At 62.7% G+C, this 20,446-nt stretch carries 21 protein-coding genes; 3 read left to right on the top strand and 18 right to left on the bottom strand.

Annotation, left to right across the window (positions count from 1 at the left end):
- The first annotated feature begins 79 nt into the window (after positions 1 to 79).
- Complete coding sequence (locus tag BMY06_RS07895) at positions 80 to 874, top strand: SDR family NAD(P)-dependent oxidoreductase (RefSeq protein ID WP_065065429.1); 795 nt, start codon at positions 80 to 82, stop codon at positions 872 to 874.
- Between the two features lie 67 nt (positions 875 to 941).
- On the opposite strand, the gene BMY06_RS07900 is transcribed toward BMY06_RS07895, so the two are convergent.
- The 5 genes from BMY06_RS07900 to BMY06_RS07920 form a co-directional block, all read right to left on the bottom strand.
- Positions 942 to 2,042 carry a porin gene (locus BMY06_RS07900; protein ID WP_065065483.1) on the bottom strand — a complete coding sequence of 367 codons (1,101 nt, stop codon included), beginning with the start codon at positions 2,040 to 2,042 and terminating at the stop codon, positions 942 to 944.
- A gap of 55 nt (positions 2,043 to 2,097) precedes the next feature.
- Positions 2,098 to 2,424: a Zn-ribbon domain-containing OB-fold protein gene (locus BMY06_RS07905; RefSeq protein ID WP_074982476.1), complete on the bottom strand. Its 327-nt coding sequence runs from the start codon at positions 2,422 to 2,424 to the stop codon at positions 2,098 to 2,100.
- Positions 2,421 to 3,623, bottom strand: coding sequence for a thiolase family protein (locus BMY06_RS07910; protein ID WP_074982480.1), 1,203 nt, complete (start codon positions 3,621 to 3,623; stop codon positions 2,421 to 2,423). Before BMY06_RS07910 ends, BMY06_RS07905 begins: the two co-directional genes overlap by 4 nt.
- A 26-nt stretch (positions 3,624 to 3,649) precedes the next feature.
- Positions 3,650 to 4,891: an MFS transporter gene (locus BMY06_RS07915; protein WP_231957786.1), complete on the bottom strand. Its 1,242-nt coding sequence runs from the start codon at positions 4,889 to 4,891 to the stop codon at positions 3,650 to 3,652.
- A 270-nt stretch (positions 4,892 to 5,161) separates the two neighbouring features.
- Complete coding sequence (locus BMY06_RS07920) at positions 5,162 to 6,796, bottom strand: ATP-dependent acyl-CoA ligase (RefSeq protein ID WP_124263085.1); 1,635 nt, start codon at positions 6,794 to 6,796, stop codon at positions 5,162 to 5,164.
- Positions 6,797 to 6,892: 96 nt separating this feature from the next.
- Here BMY06_RS07920 and BMY06_RS07925 point away from each other — a divergent pair, with 96 nt between their 5' ends.
- Entirely contained in the window at positions 6,893 to 7,801 is a 909-nt protein-coding gene (locus BMY06_RS07925) for a LysR family transcriptional regulator (RefSeq protein ID WP_065065433.1), read from the top strand.
- 62 nt (positions 7,802 to 7,863) lie between these two features.
- On the opposite strand, the gene BMY06_RS07930 is transcribed toward BMY06_RS07925, so the two are convergent.
- The 8 genes from BMY06_RS07930 to BMY06_RS07965 all read right to left on the bottom strand — a co-directional run bounded on the left by BMY06_RS07930 (position 7,864) and on the right by BMY06_RS07965 (position 12,950).
- Positions 7,864 to 8,028, bottom strand: coding sequence for a DUF1328 family protein (locus BMY06_RS07930; protein ID WP_065065434.1), 165 nt, complete (start codon positions 8,026 to 8,028; stop codon positions 7,864 to 7,866).
- Positions 8,029 to 8,078: 50 nt separating this feature from the next.
- On the bottom strand, positions 8,079 to 8,666 hold the full coding sequence (locus tag BMY06_RS07935) for a hypothetical protein (protein WP_065065435.1): 588 nt from the start codon (positions 8,664 to 8,666) through the stop codon (positions 8,079 to 8,081).
- Positions 8,667 to 8,685: 19 nt separating this feature from the next.
- On the bottom strand, positions 8,686 to 8,958 hold the full coding sequence (locus tag BMY06_RS07940) for a DUF1488 family protein (RefSeq protein ID WP_065065436.1): 273 nt from the start codon (positions 8,956 to 8,958) through the stop codon (positions 8,686 to 8,688).
- Between the two features lie 20 nt (positions 8,959 to 8,978).
- Complete coding sequence (locus tag BMY06_RS07945) at positions 8,979 to 9,578, bottom strand: type 1 glutamine amidotransferase domain-containing protein (RefSeq protein ID WP_074982483.1); 600 nt, start codon at positions 9,576 to 9,578, stop codon at positions 8,979 to 8,981.
- 100 nt (positions 9,579 to 9,678) lie between these two features.
- Positions 9,679 to 10,023: a hypothetical protein gene (locus BMY06_RS39535; RefSeq protein ID WP_156773922.1), complete on the bottom strand. Its 345-nt coding sequence runs from the start codon at positions 10,021 to 10,023 to the stop codon at positions 9,679 to 9,681.
- A gap of 260 nt (positions 10,024 to 10,283) precedes the next feature.
- Positions 10,284 to 11,153 carry an alpha/beta hydrolase gene (locus BMY06_RS07955; protein WP_065065439.1) on the bottom strand — a complete coding sequence of 290 codons (870 nt, stop codon included), beginning with the start codon at positions 11,151 to 11,153 and terminating at the stop codon, positions 10,284 to 10,286.
- Positions 11,154 to 11,289: 136 nt separating this feature from the next.
- Positions 11,290 to 11,616 (bottom strand): hypothetical protein, encoded by a 327-nt coding sequence (locus BMY06_RS07960; protein ID WP_065065440.1) that lies wholly within the window; start codon positions 11,614 to 11,616, stop codon positions 11,290 to 11,292.
- A 122-nt stretch (positions 11,617 to 11,738) separates the two neighbouring features.
- Entirely contained in the window at positions 11,739 to 12,950 is a 1,212-nt protein-coding gene (locus BMY06_RS07965; protein ID WP_065065441.1) for a sugar transporter, read from the bottom strand.
- Positions 12,951 to 13,231: 281 nt separating this feature from the next.
- On the opposite strand from BMY06_RS07965, the gene BMY06_RS07970 reads away from it, so the two are divergent.
- Positions 13,232 to 13,672, top strand: a complete 441-nt coding sequence (locus BMY06_RS07970; protein ID WP_110326782.1) for a hypothetical protein — start codon at positions 13,232 to 13,234, stop codon at positions 13,670 to 13,672.
- 170 nt (positions 13,673 to 13,842) lie between these two features.
- Here the strand turns inward: BMY06_RS07970 and BMY06_RS07975 are convergent, their stop codons facing one another.
- The 5 genes from BMY06_RS07975 to BMY06_RS07995 all read right to left on the bottom strand — a co-directional run bounded on the left by BMY06_RS07975 (position 13,843) and on the right by BMY06_RS07995 (position 20,406).
- Positions 13,843 to 15,369: a methyl-accepting chemotaxis protein gene (locus tag BMY06_RS07975; protein ID WP_074982484.1), complete on the bottom strand. Its 1,527-nt coding sequence runs from the start codon at positions 15,367 to 15,369 to the stop codon at positions 13,843 to 13,845.
- Positions 15,370 to 15,668: 299 nt separating this feature from the next.
- Positions 15,669 to 16,676: a rhamnose ABC transporter substrate-binding protein gene (rhaS, locus tag BMY06_RS07980; RefSeq protein ID WP_065065444.1), complete on the bottom strand. Its 1,008-nt coding sequence runs from the start codon at positions 16,674 to 16,676 to the stop codon at positions 15,669 to 15,671.
- Positions 16,677 to 16,809: 133 nt separating this feature from the next.
- Entirely contained in the window at positions 16,810 to 17,832 is a 1,023-nt protein-coding gene (locus BMY06_RS07985; protein WP_074982487.1) for an ABC transporter permease, read from the bottom strand.
- Positions 17,825 to 18,880, bottom strand: a complete 1,056-nt coding sequence (locus tag BMY06_RS07990; protein ID WP_074982489.1) for an ABC transporter permease — start codon at positions 18,878 to 18,880, stop codon at positions 17,825 to 17,827. The genes BMY06_RS07985 and BMY06_RS07990 overlap by 8 nt, the downstream gene beginning before the upstream one ends.
- Positions 18,877 to 20,406 (bottom strand): sugar ABC transporter ATP-binding protein, encoded by a 1,530-nt coding sequence (locus BMY06_RS07995; protein WP_074982490.1) that lies wholly within the window; start codon positions 20,404 to 20,406, stop codon positions 18,877 to 18,879. Before BMY06_RS07995 ends, BMY06_RS07990 begins: the two co-directional genes overlap by 4 nt.
- Between the last annotated feature and the right edge of the window lie 40 nt (positions 20,407 to 20,446).

Raw genomic sequence — 20,446 nt, forward strand, 5'->3', positions numbered from 1 at the left:
CAAGCCCTCAGCGCAGCCGAAAAATCCGCGCAGTACACTGCCCGTTCCGTTCATCCCCCATCGATTGCAAGGAGCCACGATGAAGATCGACCTGTCTGGAAAGCTCGCGCTCGTAACCGGCTCGGCGGCCGGCATCGGCCTCGCCACCGCCAAAGGACTCGCGGAGAGCGGCGCGAGCGTGATCGTGAGCAGCCGCCACGCCGGCAACGTGAGCGAAGCCGAAGCCGCCGTACGCGCCGCGGTGCCGGGCGCGCAGGTGCAGGGTTTCGTCGGCGACCTCTCGAATGCTCAGGGCTGCGAGGCGCTCGTGAACGCGCATCCGAAAGTCGACATCCTCGTGAACAATCTCGGCGTATTTCAGCAGCAGGACTTCTTCGAGATTCCCGATAGCGAGTGGCTGCGCTTTTTCGAAACCAACGTCATGTCGGGCGTGCGTCTTTCGCGCGCGTATGCGGGCGCGATGGCCAAGCAGGGCTGGGGGCGCATCGTGTTTATTTCGTCGGAATCTGGACTCAATATTCCCGCCGACATGGTTCACTACGGCATGACCAAGACCGCGCAACTCGCCGTTGCGCGTGGGCTCGCCAAACGTCTCGCCGGCACCGGCGTGACGGTGAATTCGGTGCTGCCCGGACCGACGCTTTCGGAAGGCGTGGAAGCGATGCTGAAGGACGAAGTGGCGAAGACCGGCAAACCCGTGGAAGAAGTGGCGGCGGCGTTCGTGCAGCAGCATCGCGCTTCGTCGATCATCCGCCGCGCCGCGAGCGTGGAGGAAGTAGCGAACATGGTCGTCTACGCGTGCTCGACGCAGGCTTCCGCCACCACGGGCGCGGCGCTGCGCGTGGATGGCGGCGTGGTCGACACCATCGCGTGAAATTGATTCGACATCCTGATTAAATTGCGTGGCACGCTCGCTTCGGTCGTGCCACGCGCGGTTTCATTTAAAACCGCTTGCGAATCCCCAGCCGCAACGCCACCTGATTAATCGAACTCGACGCGGACAGAACCGGCGCGAGATCCGCCACCGCGCCACCGCCCGCGCGCATATAGGTTGCGCTCGCGTAGACATCGGTACTCTTCGAAAGGTAATAATCCACGCTGGCATCGGCTTCGTGATAATGCGGCGCCTGCCCCGTGGCGGACACATTGCCTTCCGTGAAGCTATAAGCCGCGCCCAACTGCAAAGTCGGCGTGAGCATATAGCTCACGACGATTTCGCCGATATTGAAAGTCACGTGGCCGCCGATCTTCGCACCGAGCGTGGGATCGAGATCGGCGAACTGTGTATGCGTCCAGTCCGCGCTGAGTTTGAACGAGCCGATCGTATATGCCGCGCCAAGTCCAAACACCTTGTAGCTGCCCGCCGCGAGCCCGTAATTGCCGCTCACGGTATTCGATGCGGTCCACACGCCTTCCGGCACGGCTTGCGCGGGATGATCGATCGACGTGAACGCGCCCACCAGTTGCAGACTGCCGTTGATGTATTGCAGCGCGAACGACTTCGCACTGTTCTGCGCCATATTGCCCGCCACGCCGCCGAAGCTGTACGTGGCCATGCCGCTGAAACCGGCCACCGTCGGCGTGACGTAGCGCACCGCGTTGTTCAGGTGAAAATCGATGCCGTTGTTGTCGAGATCGCCCGGATGCGGAAACAGAATGCCGCCCGGCAAACTGCCGTTGGCCGACAGCGTGCCGATATAGTCGCCGATCGCCTCGCCCTGGCGGCCCAGCGTGAGCGTGCCGTAGTGCTCGTTCGCGAGGCCCACGTAGGCGAGTCGACCGAACAGGCGGCCGCCTTGGCTCATCGCACCGGTATTGACGTTGAAGCCGTTTTCCAGCCGAAATATCGCGCTCGTGCCGCCGCCCAGATCCTCGTTGCCACGCAGACCCCAGCGATTGCCCTGCGAGATGCTGCTGTGCAGTTGAACCGCACTGTGACCACCTTGATTGCTGCTCCAGGTCAGACCGTCGTCGATGATGCCGTAGATCGTCACGCTGCTCTGCGCGTGCGCGATTCCGGAGATTCCCGATAACGTAAGCATTCCGAAATACATGGTATAAGCGAACGGCTTCCTCACGACTTCCCCTTTGAACTGGTTAGCGGACTTGCGGGTTCGATGCAGAGCGCGTACGCGCCACGATACGGTGTTCGTCGTCGATGTCGAGCAAAACGGTGTCGCCCTCGCGCGCGGCCGAGTCGAGGCGGGCGATGACCATCGGGCCGGCGTCGGTCTCGACGCTCGCGAGATGAACCTCACCCGCTCCGGCGACGCCGACACGATGCGTCACCGTCGTGGCCGCGACGACCTTGCCGCGCGTCGCTGCCAGCGTCGCCCACTGCGCGCCGCCGCATGCGGGGCACCGATAGCGCGCGGGAAAGAGTGTCGTGCCGCACGCCGTGCAGCGAAATACGTCGAGTGTCATGGCGCTTCTCCTTGTGCTTCTCCTTGTGCTTCTCCGTGCACTTCGCCTTGCACGGCTTCGAGCACGACCGCGTTCGCGCACATGCCGTAGCGGTATTCGACCATGCCATAGCCGCTCACCAGCGCCAGCCGCGCACGCGCGACCTGGCGTTCGCCCGCCGCGCCCCGCAATTGCGTGATGGCTTCCACGAGTCCGTGCATGCCGCCCGCCGCACCCGCTTGCCCCGCCGACAACTGGCCGCCCGAGGTGTTGACGGGGAACGCATGCGTGGCAATGCGTGCGATCAGCGCGCGCAGATCGCCATCGGGCGCGAAGCCGAGATCGGCGAGTTGCACCAGCGTCATCACGGGATAATCGTCGTAGACACAGGCGAGATCCATATCATTCGGCGTGGCATTCGCCGCGCGCCAAAGCTCCGGCGCGAGCGTCGCGAGCGAAGTCTGCAAACCGTCTCCGGCCTGATGATCCGTGTTATAGCGGCACTGCAACGCGCGCACGGCCACATGATGACCCGGCTTCGCGAGATCAGCGCGCGCGACCACGACCGCATTCGCGCCGCACACGACCGGGACACAGTCGTAGCGGCCCAACGGTTCGGCCACGACAGGCGCGTGCAGATAGTCGTCCAGTGAAAGCGGCGTGCGATACACAGCCTGTGGATTGCGCGCGGCCCATTCACGCTGCGCCACGCAAAGTGCACCGTAATCGGCGCGCGACAAGCCGTGTCGTTGCGCGTGGCGCTGCGTGAGCATCGCGAACAGCGCATTCGGGCCGCCGCTTTCGAGCGGACGCAGCCATGTGCGCGTGGTCAGGTTGTAGTGTTCGACGAGGCGCTTGAAATCGGCAGGCTCGAAACGATCGCCCGACAACAGCACGATGACATTCGCATCGCCGCTCTGGATCGCGCGTATTGCATGCTGAAGCAGATTGATCGCGCTCGCCCCGCCATGACAGTCGTCCATGCACCAGCGCGGACTCAGGCCGAGACGCCACGCCATGTCGATCGCGTGATCGGGCGCGAGCGTGAACGACGCCACGCCGAGGCCGTCCACCTCGCGCGCCGTGAATCCCGATTGCGCGAGCGCGGCGTCGAACGCTCGCGCCAGCAGATCGCCGGTCGTGCCTTCCGGCGCCTGACGGCAATAAGGCACTTCCACGCCCGCACACAACAGCGCGCCATCATAAGCACTCGATCGCATTGATTCGATATCCTTATCGACTAGTATCATCGCGCGTCACGGCGCACGGTTTCGCGCGTGCAGATCAGTGCGATGACGGTAATCGCGCCCATCGCCATCAACATCAGCGCAACGGGCCAGGCGGCGTGATACTTCGCGAGCAGCGCAGTCGCGACGAGCGGCGAAAGACCGCCCGCGAACACCGAGGCAATTTCATGCCCGAGCGCCATACCGGAGTAACGCACCTCCGTGCTGAAGAGTTCGCCCATCAGGCTCGGTTGCGTGCCGATCATCGCGCCATGACAAACCGCATTGCCGAGCAGCAACGCGAGCCAGACGAGCGCGGGCACCTGGGTGTCGAGCAGCCAGAAGAACGGGAACGCGACCACCATAAGTCCCACCGCGCCGATCAGATAAACCGGCTTGCGGCCGATGCGATCCGAAAGCCGTCCCCAGAGCAGCATCGTGACGAGTTCGACCGTCATCGAGACCATCACGCCCGCCAGCATCACCGGGCCCGGAATGCCGATGAATTTTCCATAGACGAGCGAGAACGCGAGAAAGATATACGAGCCGCCGTTTTCCGCAACGCGCAGGCCCATCGCCACCAGAATCGCGCGCGGATGCTTGCGGATCGCATCGAGCACGGGCATATGCGAGGTCTTGCCAGCGGCTTCGGACTTCGCGAACTCCGCGCTTTCCGGCAGCGTCGAGCGAATATAGACGCCCACGCCGAAGATCACGATGGACAGCAGAAACGGCACGCGCCAGCCCCAGCTCATGAAGCTGTCGTGCGGCAACATCTGCACGGCGAAGAACACGGCCGCCGACAACACGAAGCCACCACCCACGCCAATCTGGCTCCACGACGCGTAAAAGCCGCGCTTTTCCGGCGGCGCCGATTCGCTGATCATGAGCACGCCGCCGCCCCACTCGCCGCCCGACGCCACGCCCTGCACCACGCGCAGCACCACGAGCAGCGCGGGCGCCCACATGCCGACCTGGCCGTAAGTGGGCAGCAGGCCGATCAGGAACGTCGCGCCGCCCATTAGCGAAAGCGTCCAGACGAGCGCGCCCTTGCGTCCATAGCGGTCGCCGATATGGCCGAACAACACGCCGCCGAATGGGCGCGCCGCGAAACCCACGGCAAAGCCCGCGAAAGCCGCGAGCGTGCCGATCAGCGGATCGGTGCCCTTGGGAAAGAACAATTCGCCGAATACCAGCGCGGCCGCCGTGCTGTAAAGAAAAAAGTCGTACCATTCAAGCGCGTTGCCCGCGACAGAAGCCATGACGATGCGACGCAGCGCGCGTGGATCGCGCGCGACGGCGTCGGCGTGAATGACGCCGTGTTCGTGTGCGTTTGTCTGTGAAGCGCCGGGCGCGTCCGCGCGGCAGGTCGAGGTGCTTGCCATGCTGCCTCCAGTGCCGAGTGACGGCACATCCGATGGGGTGCTGCATTTATGGGGCGCACATGTCCCGCGCGCCGGGATGATTCCGTTCTCGTTCGATGCGAGACGGGCGAACGTTCGCCGCTTGTTTAATGCGCTGTTTAGCGCCCGTTATGTGCGCTTCAATTTATAGCCCGACTTTTCCAGATCCCATGCGGTCGCGGTGATACCGCGTTCGCGCAGTTTGTATTTCTGGATCTTGCCGTTCTCCGTGCGCGGCAGGTCGCCGACGAAATCGAGAAAACGCGGCACGGCGAAATACGGCAGACGTGGCTCGCAAAAGCGAATCAGTTCGAGCGCTTCGAGCAGCGCGCCTTCGCGCAGCACGAGCGACGCCATGACCTCGTCTTCGGCGAATTCGGATTGCACCGCGAACACCGCCGCTGTTTCCACTGCGGGATGGCTCAGCAATACCTGCTCCACTTCATATGAAGAAATATTTTCACCGCGTCTGCGAATGGCATCCTTGAGGCGATCGACGAAACGATAGTAGCCGTCGGCTTCGCGCACCACGCGGTCGCCAGTATGAAACCAGAGATTGCGCCACGCTTCCACGGTCTTGTCGGGCATGCCGAAATACCCGCTCGCGAAAGCGAAAGGCGTATCGGCGCGAACGGTTAATTCGCCCGCGACGCCGTCGGGCAGCGGATGGTCGTTTTCATCCACCACGCGAGCGTCGAAACCCGCCGCGAGTTTGCCCATCAAACCGGGGCGCTGCTCGTCGATGCCGCCACCCAGAACAAAATTGGTTTCCGTCGATCCATAGCCGTCGAGCAAAGCAATGCCGCAACGGTCGGTGAATGCCTGCTGAAAATGCCCGGGTACGCCGGGCGCGAGCGCGATCCGCACACGATGCGCGCGTTCCTGCGCCGTCGCCGCGCGACCCAGCAATATCGGCACCATTGCGCCGAGCACATAGGTCACGGTCGCGTTCGTTTCAATGAGCGCGTTGAAGAACCCACTCGCTGAAAAACGACGATCGGCAACCAGTTCGGCGTCGTAAGTCAACGCCTGAAAAAAAGCGTTGAGCGCATTTGTATGAAATAGCGGCAGGCAGGTGTAAAGCACGTCGCCACGTACGACGCCGAGATTGGCCGCCGTGTAACGCGCCCACCAGAAGAACTGCGCGTGCGGGCAAATTACGCCCTTGGAGAGCCCCGAAGTGCCCGAGGTGTAGAGAATCGCCAGCGGATCGCCGTCCCCGAGATCGGCCGCGGCAATCGGCTTCGCGAGCGGCGGCAGCGTTTGTCGTTGAACCGGCGATGCGGTGCGTCGCGCTATTTCGTCTGCTTCGCCGTCTTCGTGACTGTCGATCAGCCAGATCGATTCAAGCGCGATGCGCGCGGCGTCGAGCGCGTACACGGCGCTCACTAACTGCGTTTCGGCGACCAGCAAGCGCGCGCCCGAATTGGCGAGAATGTGCTCCAACTGTATGCCGCGCGAAGCTGTGTTGATCGGCACCACCACCGCGCCGAGCCAGCCGCATCCCAGCACGATCTCCATGAATTCGCTGCGATTGCTGCACAGCAGGGCGACACGGTCGCCGCGTCGAATCCCTTGCGCCGCCAGCGATCCCGCGCGCCTGGCCGCAATCTCGAGCGCCTGCGCGGCGCTCCAGCGCGTGCGTCGATCCGAGAACAGCGGCGCGTCGCCATCGCGTGCGGCGCGTGCTTGCAGCAAGGCCGGCAACGCGAGACGCTGTGCCGACTGCCGGGCCTCGCTCGACAGCGCGGCACCCTGGTCCATGCAACCCATAAGACCGTCCCCTTGAAATGGATGAGACGAGTCTAGGTTTGGGCTAAGATATCTGTCAAATTCATCAATATTATCAAGTGCATAAATATGGCGGATTTCAACGATGCCGATCTGAACCTCGTGCGCGTGTTTCAGGCGATCCTCGAGGAACGCAGTCTCACGCGCGCGGGCGAACGTCTCGGTCTTTCGCAACCCGCCATCAGTTATGCGCTGGGCCGCCTGCGTGCGCTATTCGACGATCCGTTATTCGTTCGCTCTCCTGATGGCATGTTGCCCACGCCCACGGCGCAGCAACTCGCGCTGCCGCTCGGGCGCGCGATTGCCTCGATACGCGAAGCGTTGCGGCATGCCGAACCGTTCGATCCGGGCACCAGTTCGCGCGAATTCCATTTGTCGATGACCGATGCGGGCGAGCAATTTTTTCTGCCGCCGTTGTGCGAAATGCTCCAGCGAGTCGCGCCGAACGTGACGCTCGAAGCGCGCCAGTCGCCGGTCGCCGACGTCACCGAGCAACTGCGCCTCGGCCAGCTCGATCTCGCCATCGGCAATCTCCCGGCGCTCAAGCCGCATACGCGTCACGCGCTACTCTTCGACGAGCCCTATGTCTGCATGACGCGCCGCCGCGCCGGCCTGCCCGCGCGGCGTATGTCGCGCGAGCGCTTTCTCGACATGCAGCACATCATGGTCGTATCGAGCGAAAGCAGCCACCGCACGATCAACGATTCGATGCGTACGGCAGGCCTCAATCGCAAGATTGCGCTGCGCGTACCGCATTTTTCCGTCGTACCGCAGATTCTTCTGCGCACGAACTGGATGGTGACGCTGCCGCAACGCGTCGCGCGTTTTTTCAACGAACTCGATCAGTTCGCGATTTTTCCGCTGCCGCTGGAAATGCCTCAGGTCGAAGTCACCGTGCACTGGCACGAAACCTTCGACAACGACGACGGCAATCGCTGGTTTCGCGAACTCGCGATCGCCACGCTACGCAAGGTGTGACGCGAAGAAAAAAGCCCGCAGATTCTGCGGGCTTTTTTCTAGAACGAAGTGGCGAAAAAGCTTCACCCGCGCCGCACGACACCCAGCACCAGCGTAACGAGAAACACAACGATGAAGATGAAGAACAGAATCTTCGCAATGGATGCCGCGCCCGCTGCAATGCCGCCGAACCCGAACACGGCGGCAATGATTGCGATGATGAAGAAAATGACTGCGTATTGAAGCATGACGTCCTCCGGTCTTCGATAAAGCGATTTAGAAAGTCACCGCCGCGCAATCATCGCGGCGCAGAATGCATGGGCTCGACGGTTCGAGTCGGATCGAAGTCGGCCCATTTGCCTTGTTGCCAGCGGCCGTGCGCGCGCTCGACTTCCACGCCGCCCGCCGCGTCCAATACGTCGGCGGCTTCGCACTGCGTCTCCGCACTCACATGCACGGCCACGAGCACGCCCGATTCGCGTCCGCGTGGCGTGCCGTCCGGGTCATGACTGATGTCGGGACGCTTACCGCGTCCGCCGCCTCGCGTTTCCAGCAGCGCGCCCGCGAGCGTGCCCACATAGGCCCCCACGCCGGCCGCGACGGCCAGCACGAGCAGCGAACGTAAAAAGAGGAGCGAAAGCACGATGGCGATGACCACGCCTGCAAGCGCGCCTACGCCTGCTCCCGCTCCTGCGCCAAGCGAGGCCCAGCGTGACTGGGGATCGGCAAAGCGGTCGCCGCCCACGGGAAAGCGAGCGTGTTGACCGCCTGGATTCACGTAGAACAGCGAGACGTCGTCGTCGACGAAACCGCTATTGTGCAACCGTCCGATAGCCGCTTCGGCGTCGTTGAACGTCGTAAAGCGGCTTGCAACGATCAGAGACATGGCCGTTCTCCTTGCTCGATCAATCCGACATGCGGAAGCGTCCGCTATGCAGCACCACACTGCCGCCGGTCTGTTCGATCGCCTCGCTGCATACCGTGCGAATTCGCGCACGGCCGCGCGCGTAGGCGTCCTGCAGCGGCCCTTCGAGCGCCGACTCCGCGCCGAAGTGATCTTCGAGTGCTTCGGCGGTGATCGCGCAATCGAGCAGCTCGCCGTCCACTTCGGCGACGAAATGCATCAGCAGGTTCGCACCGTCGAATTGCGGCGCATCGTTGCGGTAGTGGATATTCATAACGGCATCCTTATCGATAATCAGCGATGCGACTTGCCGGCTTCACGGCCCGCTTGCCCGCGCGCGCCCTCGCTCTTGAGCGACGCGGTGAGGCACGCGATCAATTCGGCATTGAAGGCCGGCAGATCGTCCGGCTTGCGGCTGGTGACGAGATTGCCATCGCGCACCACGCGCTGATCGACCCACGTGCCGCCCGCGTTGCGAATATCATCTTGCAGAGAAGGCCAGCTCGTCATGGTGTGCCCCTTCACGATGCCCGCGGACACCGGTAGCCAGCCGCCATGGCAGATCGCCGCGATGGGCTTGTGCGCAGCATTGGCCGATTTCACGAACGCCTGAGCTTCGGGAATCAGACGAATCGCGTCGCCGTTGATAACGCCACCGGGCAGCACCACGGCGTCGTAGTCGTCGGGCTTCGCCTGGGCAAACGTGCGATCGACTTTCACGCGCGTACCTTTATCGACGTGACGAAAGCCCTGAATTTCGCCAGGCTCGCTCGATATGACCTCGACCCGCGCGCCCGCTTCGGTCAGCGCCCTTTGCGGCTCGGTGAGTTCCACTTCCTCGAATCCATCCACGGCGAGTATCGCCACCTTGCAATGCTTCAATTCGCTCGTCATCACGCACTCCTTCGACGGTGTCGCCGGGGCATCGGCTCACGCCATCATGGATGGACTAGCGCAAGCCGGATGCCTGAGGTTGAGTGAGGCATTACGCGGATCACTGGGTCGTGTTCGGCGAGGTGCTTTGCGGCATCGACTGCATGTTCCCGCTGTTGCCGTTTTTGCTGCCCGGCGCTGTCGCGGGTGCCTTGTTCGGCGTCGAGCCCGTGCCGGTGCCCATGCCGCCGCCCACGCCCGTGCTGCCAGGCGAGCCGTAGCCGCTGGTGTCGCCGTTCGCGCCGGTGCTGCCCGTGGCGGTATTCGGCGCCATGCCCGCCGCGCCCGCCGCCGTGCCGCCGCCCGCACCCACACCAGCCCCGCCTGAACCGCCGGCGGCGCAGGCTGCGCCGGAAATCGCCATCGCAAGAATCCATGCTGCTGCCTTGATCGTCGGTTTGCTCATCATCGTTCTCCTTGAACGCGTTGTTTGCCGATGTTGTTTGCCGATATGCGACGCGCTGCCTGCCGATCAGAGACATTGCGCAACGCGACGCGCGGACACCTTTGCTAGCGCAAACGATGTGCCGCGCGAATCAACCCGGAAGCTCGCGGAGAAAATGAATGTTGAATGCGGAAATAAAAACGGGCCCGCATGACGGGGCCCGTTCGAGGACACATTAACAGCAGGAAGGATGAGTGTGCGAACGAATCAGATTCAGCGATTCACGCCAGATGCGCGGGCCCATGCCAGCCGTTCTGATGAAACGCGGTGGCGAAGAACAACACCTGATAACGAATCGAATTCGACCAGTAGGTCCAGGTGTGGCCCCCGGGCCGCTCCGCGTAATCGTGCGGCACGCCCAACGCAATGAGTTTTTCGTGCAGCGTGCGATTCGATTGCACGAAGAAGTCGCTGACACCGCAATCGATCGTGAGCGCGATGTGCGCGTGTTCGAAATTGCTTGCGTCTTCGACGATGGCATTGCGAGTCCAGAAGTCCGCATGATGTGCGGGGTTGCCGAACACGCGGTCGATGCCGGGTTCATCTTCGCTATTACGCGGATCGACCGCGCCGCTAATGCTGCCCGCCGCGCCGAAGGTGTCCTGCCGGTCGAGCGCGATACGCAGCGCACCAAAGCCGCCCATGCTCAGGCCCGTGATCGCGCGCGTTTGACGCGTGGCGATCGTGCGGAAATGCGTGTCGATCCACGACACGACTTCGGTGCCGATATAGGTTTCGTAGCGGCTGGCCTGATCGAAGGGACTGTCGATATACCAGCTTTCGTGACCGCCGTCGGGCATCACGAGAATGACGTGATAGCGGTCCGCGAGTTTGCCGATCTGTGTATTCGAGGTCCAGTCCGCGTAATTGCCGCCGGAACCGTGCAGCACATAAACGACCGGATAACGCGTGGTGCCGTTGCCGCGACCGTAATCGGCGGGGAGGACCACCGTGGCGTCGAACGCACGATGCATGGCGGCGCTTGGGATCGAGACGATTTTCGTCTGGAACGCCCAGGCAGGCGCACTGAAGAACACGACAAGAAACAGCCAGAACACACGCAGGGGCCGGAACGCGCGGGCTTTATTCATGAGGGGTCGCTCTTGTTCAGATAGCCACGAAGGGCACGACTTCAGCGACGACTCTAGCAACCGGCACTTACAACCAAATTTCGGCGAACCCTACGGCAACATTCGCAGCACTTTTCACGGCGCCCTGCACGCCCGCTCAATCGCCGTTGCGCCGCCGACGCCGTAAGCGCCCTTGTGATTCGCCTTCGTGCAGCAGCCCCTTCTGACGCGGCGTGAGCGGGTCGTTCAAACAGGGCTCGGCGTCGAGTTCCTGCTCGAAGCGCTCCCAGATACCCGCGGGCGTATTGGCCGTGCCCACGCGCGTGCCGATCATCATGCGGACCTGATTCGCGCGGCTGACGGTCGAGCGCAATCGATGAATCTCCCAGAGCAGCCGCAGCACCACGGGCAGCGGATGCCGGTCGTAAATATCGGCCAGCTCGGCTGCCGTGAGCGGAGGGAAATGACGATGATTTCGTCCCATGATTGCGTGTGGAATCCTGCGCCAGATACTGTATATATATACAGGTTAGCACACGCTTGGGGCGTCCTGGGAGCGTCGTCGAGTCGTTATTCACGACACGGAAATGGGTGCATTACGCCCTTTTAATGCATCGCGTGCGCGTCCTTATCGATCGGCGGATGATGACTTCCATACAGGCGCAACGCCAACGCACACACCGCCGCACCCAGGCCGCCCGCCACGCCGCCAAAAGTGCCGAGCCACGCAATACCGAAGTCGTTGGCAATATGGTTGCCCAGCAGCGCACCCGCGCCGATGCCCACGTTATAGAGGCCGGAGTAGATCGACACCGCGAGATCGGCGGCATCGGGCGCGAGGCGCAGCACCCACGCCTGCATGGCCAGCCCGAAACACACGACGGCGCCACCCCACACGGCCGTATGCACGGACAGCGTCACGATATTGAGCGCGCACGGAAACAGCACGAGCAGACAGACGCAAATTGCGAATACAGACGCTCGCAGGAATTGTTCGGGACGCTGCGGAAACACGCGATTGAAACCGATCGCGGCCGGAATGCCGGCAGCGCCAAACAGAATCAGCAAATAGGTAATACGGTCGTTGCTCTCGCGCCCCACATGATGAATGAACGGCTCGATATACGTGTACGACGTAAAGTGCGCGCACACCACGAGCACCGTGATCAGATAAAGCGATACCAGCATCGGTTTTTTGAACAGCACCGGCAGGCTTTTAAACGAACCGGTCTGCTGGCTTTCGAGTTTTGGCAACGCGAACCGCAGCATGAGCAGCGTCGCGGCGGCGGCGGCCGCAATCGCCAGAAACGTCTCGCGCCAGCCGAGCGTTTCGCCAATCACGCGGCCAAGCGGAATGCCCGCCACCATGGCGATCGATGTGCCCATGCCGAGCATGCCGAGCGCGCGACTTTTCTGACCGGGCGGCGCGAGCCGAACGACCAGCGAAACCGAAATCGACCAGAAAATCGCATGCGCGCACGCAATGCCGATTCTCCCGGCGACCAGCACGGGAAAATTCCATGCAACGCCGGTCAGGATGTGACTGGCAATAAATAAACCGAATACTCCGGTCAGCAACTTGCGGCGTTCGATATGGCGCGTCAGCAGCATCAACGGCAGCGAAGCCACGGCCACGGTCCACGCATAAATCGTCAGCATGAGGCCAACGTCGGTCGCCTTCATTTGAAGGCTGTCGCCGATCGCGCTGAGCAGCGCCACCGGGACGAATTCAGTCGTGTTGAAAATAAACGCGGATAGCGCCAGAACCAGCACGCCCCACCAGGCGTAACCGGATGCGCTCCGTTCAGGCGTCGACATAATCAATCTGGGGCGAGAAGCAAACAGCGGCAATTATCACGTAAAGCGCGTGCAAACCTGTTGCAGCGCGCAAAAATCCATCAAACGGACAAATTTACCGGTCTATAGCGCCCCAATAAACAGCCTTCATTTATTTCAGTTTGCGTAAGACGCAATCGCGAAAGCACGGGGGTTTGCGATCATTTTGTTACACCTCTTACCCCCGAACCTTGCATGCGTTACAGAGGCCTTTCAGGTTGGAAGTTATACTCAGCGCCGTATTAAAACCAATGAGCTCACTCATGAAGAAATTCTTCCCGATGATGGCGATTGCAGCGCTGGCTGCCACGGCTTCGATTCCGGCAATGGCCGGCGACATGAACAATGCGCTGGGTGGCGCGCTCGGCGGCGTGGCCGGCGCAGCGCTGGGCGGCGCGGTGGGCGGCAGCACGGGCGCCGTGATCGGCGGCGCAGTGGGCGGCGGCGCGGGCGGCGCAGTGACGTCGAACCGTCGCGAACGCACCGGCGCCATCATTGGCGGCGCACTCGGCGGCGGCGCGGGCACGGCGGCGGGCAACGCCATGGGCGGCCGCACCGGCGGCCTCGTTGGCGCGGCGCTCGGCGGCGGCGCAGGTTCGGCGCTCGGCGGCAATATCTCGCGCTCGAATTCGTACGCAGACGATTACTCGCGCGGCTATCACGGCAAGCGTCACCACGGCAACAAGCATCGTCATTGGGACTGATGCCGCGCGCTCCGCATTGAGCGCGCGGTGAGCATGCAGTGAGTCCGCCGCTATCGCATTCGCTTATTGCGTAATGGCGTGAATGCGCGGATCACTCGCCACACATACAAAACGGCAAGGCGAATCGAATCGCCGTGCCGTTTTTTTATTCGAACCGAACGTGTGCGGTATCAGGCGAGTCTGAACACGCCCACCGCCTCGCGCAATTCCACCGCCTGCTCGGCCAGTGCATGCGCGGCCGCCGACGCCTCTTCCACGAGCGCCGCATTCTGTTGCGTGACTTCGTCCATCTGCGTGACCGCCACATTCACCTGCTCGATGCCGGTGCTTTGCTCCTGCGAAGCCGTCGCGATTTCGTCGATGATCGTCGTCACGCGTTGCACGGCGCCCACCATGTCCTCGATCACGCTGCCCGCGTCGTTCACGAGCGACGATCCGGCTTCGATGCGCTGCGCCGACGCTTCGATCAACTTCTTGATCTCCTTCGCCGCCGCGCCGCTGCGCTGCGCGAGCGTGCGCACTTCCGAGGCGACCACGGCGAATCCGCGCCCTTCCTCGCCCGCACGCGCGGCTTCGACCGCGGCATTCAACGCGAGAATATTGGTCTGAAAAGCGATCCCGTCGATAACCGCGATGATATCGACGATCTCGCCCGAACTCGTCGAAATACCGCGCATGGTCTCGACCACTTCGGCCATCAGATCCTTGCCGCGCACTGCCGTGCCCGCCGCGTCGCTGGCCAGCAGCGCCGCCTGTTTCGCATTCGCCGCGTTCTGGCGCACCGTGGCCGTGATCTGCTCCATGCTCGCGGCCGTTTCCTCGAGCGAGGCCGCCTGTTCTTCCGTGCGCGACGACAAACCCTGATTGCCCGCCGCAATCTGCCCGCTCGCCGACGCCACGCCTTCCGCGTGTCCACGCACCTGGCTCACCACGTTCACGAGGCTGCGCTGCATACCCTTGAGCGCGCCCAGCAGCAGCGCCGTTTCATCGTGTCCGCTTGCCCGCACCTCGAACGCGAGATTGCCGTCGGCGACCGCGCTCGCACAATCGAGCGCGCGTGCGAGCGGCTTCGTTACGGTGCGGCTGAATAACCAGCTACCCGTCATCGACACGATCAGCGCGGCTACCATCAGCACCGCGCTGATCGCCGTCGCGCGGTGCGCCTGCTGCTCGGCATCGGCGGAAATCTGCGCGCTGTCCGCGGCGATCTTGCGGGCGGCCTGATCGAGCAGCGCAGCGGGCGCGCGGTCCACGCCGGCCACGGCATGATCGCCGGCCGTGGGATCGAAACCCGCCGCCTTGAATGCCGCGAAACCGTTGCGATAGCCCTCGCCCATCGTTGCGTGCGCGCTGGCGAATTGATCGATCAGATCGCGGCTTTCGCCTGCGGGCAGACTCGCCTTGAGTTGTGCGGCGAGCGTATCCACTTCGTGCTCGCGCGTTTGAAACGCAGACCAATGCTTGTCGAGCATCGCCGGGTCCTTACCGCGCAGCAGCGTGTCCTTCCATTCCTGAACCTGCACCTTGAACGCGAGCAGCGTGTTCGTCACGGCGCGCTCGTTCGCCACGCTGTTTTGCACCGTCGTGCCGTAAACGGTCAGCGACTGATTCAGCGAGTAGATTCCATAGAACGCGCCCGCGAACATCAAGAGCAGCGCCGCTGCAAACGCGAGCGGAATCTTCAGGGTGAGCTTCATCGTCTATTCCTTGCAGTTGCCTTGTGCGGCGCGCCGGACGTGAATCGCCAGACAGCCAACGCCACGCCATGCTATCGGCATGGCGTTTGCAAAACTGAAGGGACCCGCCCGCGCAAAAGACGACTATTTGCGCCATTCTCTTTGGTCAGACAAAACACTTTTCCTCAGTCGATAACAATCATAAAAAGGGCCGCAATTGCAGCATGAAATCAGGGGAAAAGGCGTGAAAAAAAGACCCGGCATCGCCGGGTCGGTTTGTATCGCACTGAATCGCGCGACGTGTTCCTCTAATCGATCTTTCAGAAATTGAAATTGTCGATGTTCGATGCGTCGAACGTGGTGGGCGGTCCGAGAATCACTTCGCCGCTCTTGCCGACCGTGCGCTTGCCGAGTTTGCCCGCCTCGAACGTATCGCCTTCCTTGCCGGTGATCGTGCCCGAGGCGAGATTCGCCGCCGCATAAGCCGCGAGATAACCGAGTGCGCCCGGGTCCCAGAGCTGGAACGCCTTCACGGTGCCGTTCTTCACGAACGCGCGCATCTGGTTAGGCGTGCCGAGACCCGTGACTGCCACCTTGCCCTTGCTCGACGACGACGAGATATAACGCGCCGCCGCCGCGATGCCCACCGAAGTCGGCGCGACAATCGCCTTCAGATTCGGATACGCCTGCAGCAGACCTTGCGTTTCGACGAAGGACTTCTGGTCGTCGTCGTTGCCGTACGCGATTTTCACGAGTTTCATCTTCGCGTATTCGGGCTTCTTCAATTCTTCCTGCATCCACTTGATCCACGTATTCTGATTCGTGGCATTCGGCGTGGCCGAAAGAATGGCGAATTCGCCTTCGTTGTTCATCAACTTCGCGACGAGTTGAATCTGGCCGCGTCCAATGCTTTCCGCGTTAGCCTGATTCACGAAGATCTGCCGGCCTTCGGGCGCCGTGTCGGAGTCGAAGGTCACGACCTTGATGCCTTGCGCCATCGCGCGCTTCAGATACGGCACGAGCGCGTTGGCGTCGTTAGCGGCAATGACGATGGCGTCCTGACGCTGCGTGGTCAGCGTATTGATGTACGAGACCTGCGACGATGCGCCCGCATCCGACGGGCCGACAACCTTGCCGTCGCCCTTGAACTCCTTGATGGCATCCATGCCGCCGTTATCGGCGATCACTTCATACGGATTGTTGATCTGCTTCGGCACGAAGGCGATCTTCAAGCCTTCCTTGATGCCGGCGGCGTGCGCGGTCAATCCCGCGCCCAACAGCGTCGCGCACAGCAGGGCCGTGCACATGTGACGTACTGGCTTCATCATGAACGTGTCTCCTCGATGGATGCCCGAAGCGATTCGGGCGCTTGTTGCTTCGCTTTTGCTTCGTGTTTTCCCAGCGGGTTTTGCTTGAATCAACAACCTCATAAACTACGCATGCGTGCTTGCAATCAGCGTTTCAGGCAGTCTGACGCGCAAGCGCGCGACGGTCTCGCAGCGTGCGCCAGCGCGCCGCCAGATTCGGAATCAGCACCGAGGCGAGCAGCAACGCGCCCGTCACAATAGTGAGCGTTTCGCTGGACACATCGGCGAGCGTCAGCGCATTCTTCAGCACGCCAACAATCAGCAGCGAAAGCAGCACGCCGTACATCGAGCCTCGTCCGCCGAAAATACTCACGCCGCCAAACAGCACCGCCGCGATGACCGACAACTCGAAGCCTTCACCGTTGTCGCCGCGCGCACTCGTAAAACGCAGCGTATAGACAATGCCCGCGAGCGCGCTCATCACACCGGACAGCACGAAAAGGCGAATCTTCACTTTCGCCACGTCGATGCCTGAAAACGAGGCGGCCGTGCTGTTCGCACCGATAGCGTAGAGGCTGCGTCCGAAAGCGGTGGCTTGCAGCAGCAAGGTGAAAATCACGGCGCATGCGGCAACGATCAAAAACGGCAGCGGAATAAACGTGCTGCCCAGATTGCTCATGCCGAACAACGTATAGGCCGGCGGAAAATCGGCAATTGCCTGGTCGCCGAGCAGCACATACGCCAGGCCGCGAAACAGCGCGAGCGTGCCGATCGTCACTGCCAGCGAAGGCAGATTCAGCTTCACGATCACGAGCCCGTTGAAGAGGCCCGCGAGACCGCCCGCCACGATCACGAGCACCATCGCGAGCGGCATCGGCACGCCCATGTGCCAGAGCACACCAAGCAACGCACTCGACGCGCCGAGCACCGACGCCACCGAAAGATCGACTTCGGCCGCCACGATAATGAGCGTCATCGGCAAGGCCATCAGCGCGACTTCGGTGAGATCGGCAAGCACGTTGCTCAGATTCGCGCCCGTGAGAAACACATTCGAGAGCACGCGCCCCGCGATCAGCGAGATCGCGAGTATCGCCACGAGCAGCGTTTCCCAACTGAGCGGCAGACCCGCGCGACGCGTGAGCAAGGCCGAATCGGGTTTGGAAGCAGGTTTAGCCATGATCGCGTTTCCTCATCATGCGTTTGGCGACGGAGCGGGCAAGCAGCGTGTCGGTGGTAATCGCCGCAACGATCAGCGCGCCCTGAATGGCCTGCTCCCAGAACGGCGAGACGTGCAGCACGACGAGCGCGATGCTGATGACGCCGAGCACCAGCGCGCCGAGCGTCGCGCCCAGTATCGTGCCCACGCCGCCCGTGATCGCCACGCTGCCCACCACGGCGGCGGCCACGACCTGCAATTCGATGCCCTTCGCCGTGCTCGCATCCACGGTGCCGAATCGCGCGAGCCACAGCGCGCCCGCGAGTCCCGCAATCGCGCCGCTGATCATGAAGCCCATCGCCACGCGGCGTTCGACGTTGATACCTGCGAGTCGCGCGGCTTCCGGATTCGAGCCGATCGCATAATATTCGCGGCCGGGACGGAATTGCTTGAGATACACCGAAAGCGCAATCAGCAGCACGACGGCAATCAGCGCGAGCACCGGCACGCCGAGCAGCGAGCCCGTCGCGAGACGCGAGAACGCATCGGGCAGACTCGTCGCGTTGATCTGTCCGCCATGCACCCACGCATAATCCGCACCGCGAAAGATGTACAGCGTCGAGAGCGTGGCGACCAGCGACGGCACGCGTCCCACCGCCACGAGCAGCGCGTTGATCGAACCCGCCACCACGCCGATCGCCAGCCCCGCGAGCAGCGCGACGATTACGGGCATATGCGGAAACGCCACGTACAGACTGCCGACCGCATACGCGCTCACACCCACCGTCGAGCCCACCGAAAGATCGATGTGGCGCATCAGGATCACGATGGTCATGCCCGCCGTGAGCAAGCTCACGATGGAGACGTTGAGCAATACGTCGCGCAGATTCTGCAAATTGAGGAATTGCGGTTTCGCGAGCGAGGTGCCGCCGATAATCAGCAGCAGCACCACGAACAGCGTGGTCTCGCGGCTTTTCGCGAGCGCTTGCACCAGCGCCGACGCACTATTGCGCCGCGCGCGCGGCTCGCCGCCGTGCAAGGGATGGGGAGAAGTGGAATGACCCATCATGCTGCATGCCCCAGATGAATGTTGGTCTGGCCAAGCGCCGCGCTCATGATGCGCTCCTCGTTGGCGTCGGCGCGCGCGATATCGGCCGTGATGCGGCCTTCGTGCATCACCAGCACGCGATCGGCCATGCCGAGCACTTCCGGCAACTCGCTCGAAATCATCAGCACTGCCATTCCTTCGCGCACGAGTTCGGCGAGCGCGCCATAGACTTCGGCTTTCGCGCCCACGTCGATACCGCGCGTAGGTTCGTCGATGATCAATACTTTCGGCCCCGTCGCGAGCCATTTGCCAAGCACCACTTTTTGCTGGTTGCCGCCCGACAAGGTGCCCACCGGCGCATTCAGATCGCTGGCCTTGAGACGCAGCCGCGTGCCCCACTGCCCCGCGAGCTGCACTTCGCGGCCCGCTGAAATCAGGCCAAATCGCACCAGACGACCGAGCACCGTGAGCGACGCATTGCGCGCGATGCTGAGTTCGAGCGCGAGCCCCTGCTGTCGCCGGTCTTCGGGCACGAGCGCGAGGCCCGCCTTCACGGCTGCCGCCGGCATGCCCATTTTCAGCGGCTTGCCTGCGATCTGCACCTGCCCGGCGTCGCTCGGATCGATGCCGAAAATCGCGCGCGCCACTTCGCTGCGGCCCGCGCCCACGAGTCCCGCGAGCGCGACGATCTCGCCCGCACGCACATCGAACGCGATGTCCTTGAAGACGCCGCGCCGCGTGAGGCCGCGCACGCGCAGCATCACGTCGCCGGGCTTCACCTCGGCTTTCGGATAGAAGGTCGCGAGATCTCGACCCACCATCTTCGCGACGATATCCTGCGTATTCAGCGTGGACGTGGGCGCGTCGAACACTTTCGCGCCGTCACGCATGATGGTCACGTGCTGCGTGAGCACGAACACTTCTTCGAGCCGGTGCGTAATGAACAGAATCGCCACGCCGCGCTCGCGCAGCTTGCGCGCGATCGTGAAGAGCCGCTCGACTTCGGGCAGCGAAAGCGCCGCCGTGGGTTCGTCCATGATCAGCACGTTCGCGTTGAGCGACAGCGCCTTCGCAATTTCGATTACCTGTTGATCGGCGATCGACAGACCGCGCACGAGGCGCTCGGCCTTGAGATCCACGCCGAGCGATGCGAGCAGCGCCGCGACCTCGCGATGCATGGTGTCGTAATCGATGCGCCCCACCTTGTCGACGGGCTGACGGCCCATGTAAATGTTTTCCGCGATCGACAGATCGAAAAACAAGGTGGGTTCCTGATAAATCACCGCGATACCCGCATCGCGCGCCTGCGCGGGCGAGGTGAATTCGCGCACTTCACCGTCGACGTATAACTCGCCACCATCGGGACGATGCACGCCCGCGAGTATTTTCACCAGCGTCGACTTTCCGGCGCCGTTTTCGCCGAGCAGCGCATGCACTTCGCCCGCCTTGAGCACGAGCGAGCCGTCGACGAGCGCGCGCACGCGCCCGAAGGATTTGCTCGCGCGGCGCAGTTCGAGACGTGGTACGTCTGCGGCCATGGCGGCCATGGTTTTCGATTCCACGCATGTCTCCTGATTCGCCGCTCGC

It is taken from the genome of Paraburkholderia tropica (genome assembly GCF_900109265.1).
Classification (GTDB): Bacteria; Pseudomonadota; Gammaproteobacteria; order Burkholderiales; family Burkholderiaceae; genus Paraburkholderia; species Paraburkholderia tropica.

Excerpts from the sequence above, each read along its gene's own strand:
- BMY06_RS07895 (WP_065065429.1), top strand. The coding sequence starts at position 80 with ATGAAGATCGACCTGTCTGGAAAGCTCGCGCTCGTAACCGGCTCGGCG.
- BMY06_RS07900 (WP_065065483.1), bottom strand. The coding sequence starts at position 2,042 with ATGCTTACGTTATCGGGAATCTCCGGAATCGCGCACGCGCAGAGCAGC.
- BMY06_RS07905 (WP_074982476.1), bottom strand. The coding sequence starts at position 2,424 with ATGACACTCGACGTATTTCGCTGCACGGCGTGCGGCACGACACTCTTT.
- BMY06_RS07910 (WP_074982480.1), bottom strand. The coding sequence starts at position 3,623 with ATGCGATCGAGTGCTTATGATGGCGCGCTGTTGTGTGCGGGCGTGGAA.
- BMY06_RS07915 (WP_231957786.1), bottom strand. The coding sequence starts at position 4,891 with ATGGCTTCTGTCGCGGGCAACGCGCTTGAATGGTACGACTTTTTTCTT.
- BMY06_RS07920 (WP_124263085.1), bottom strand. The coding sequence starts at position 6,796 with ATGGACCAGGGTGCCGCGCTGTCGAGCGAGGCCCGGCAGTCGGCACAG.
- BMY06_RS07925 (WP_065065433.1), top strand. The coding sequence starts at position 6,893 with ATGGCGGATTTCAACGATGCCGATCTGAACCTCGTGCGCGTGTTTCAG.
- BMY06_RS07930 (WP_065065434.1), bottom strand. The coding sequence starts at position 8,028 with ATGCTTCAATACGCAGTCATTTTCTTCATCATCGCAATCATTGCCGCC.
- BMY06_RS07935 (WP_065065435.1), bottom strand. The coding sequence starts at position 8,666 with ATGTCTCTGATCGTTGCAAGCCGCTTTACGACGTTCAACGACGCCGAA.
- BMY06_RS07940 (WP_065065436.1), bottom strand. The coding sequence starts at position 8,958 with ATGAATATCCACTACCGCAACGATGCGCCGCAATTCGACGGTGCGAAC.
- BMY06_RS07945 (WP_074982483.1), bottom strand. The coding sequence starts at position 9,578 with ATGACGAGCGAATTGAAGCATTGCAAGGTGGCGATACTCGCCGTGGAT.
- BMY06_RS39535 (WP_156773922.1), bottom strand. The coding sequence starts at position 10,023 with ATGAGCAAACCGACGATCAAGGCAGCAGCATGGATTCTTGCGATGGCG.
- BMY06_RS07955 (WP_065065439.1), bottom strand. The coding sequence starts at position 11,153 with ATGAATAAAGCCCGCGCGTTCCGGCCCCTGCGTGTGTTCTGGCTGTTT.
- BMY06_RS07960 (WP_065065440.1), bottom strand. The coding sequence starts at position 11,616 with ATGGGACGAAATCATCGTCATTTCCCTCCGCTCACGGCAGCCGAGCTG.
- BMY06_RS07965 (WP_065065441.1), bottom strand. The coding sequence starts at position 12,950 with ATGTCGACGCCTGAACGGAGCGCATCCGGTTACGCCTGGTGGGGCGTG.
- BMY06_RS07970 (WP_110326782.1), top strand. The coding sequence starts at position 13,232 with ATGAAGAAATTCTTCCCGATGATGGCGATTGCAGCGCTGGCTGCCACG.
- BMY06_RS07975 (WP_074982484.1), bottom strand. The coding sequence starts at position 15,369 with ATGAAGCTCACCCTGAAGATTCCGCTCGCGTTTGCAGCGGCGCTGCTC.
- rhaS (WP_065065444.1), bottom strand. The coding sequence starts at position 16,676 with ATGATGAAGCCAGTACGTCACATGTGCACGGCCCTGCTGTGCGCGACG.
- BMY06_RS07985 (WP_074982487.1), bottom strand. The coding sequence starts at position 17,832 with ATGGCTAAACCTGCTTCCAAACCCGATTCGGCCTTGCTCACGCGTCGC.
- BMY06_RS07990 (WP_074982489.1), bottom strand. The coding sequence starts at position 18,880 with ATGATGGGTCATTCCACTTCTCCCCATCCCTTGCACGGCGGCGAGCCG.
- BMY06_RS07995 (WP_074982490.1), bottom strand. The coding sequence starts at position 20,406 with ATGGCCGCCATGGCCGCAGACGTACCACGTCTCGAACTGCGCCGCGCG.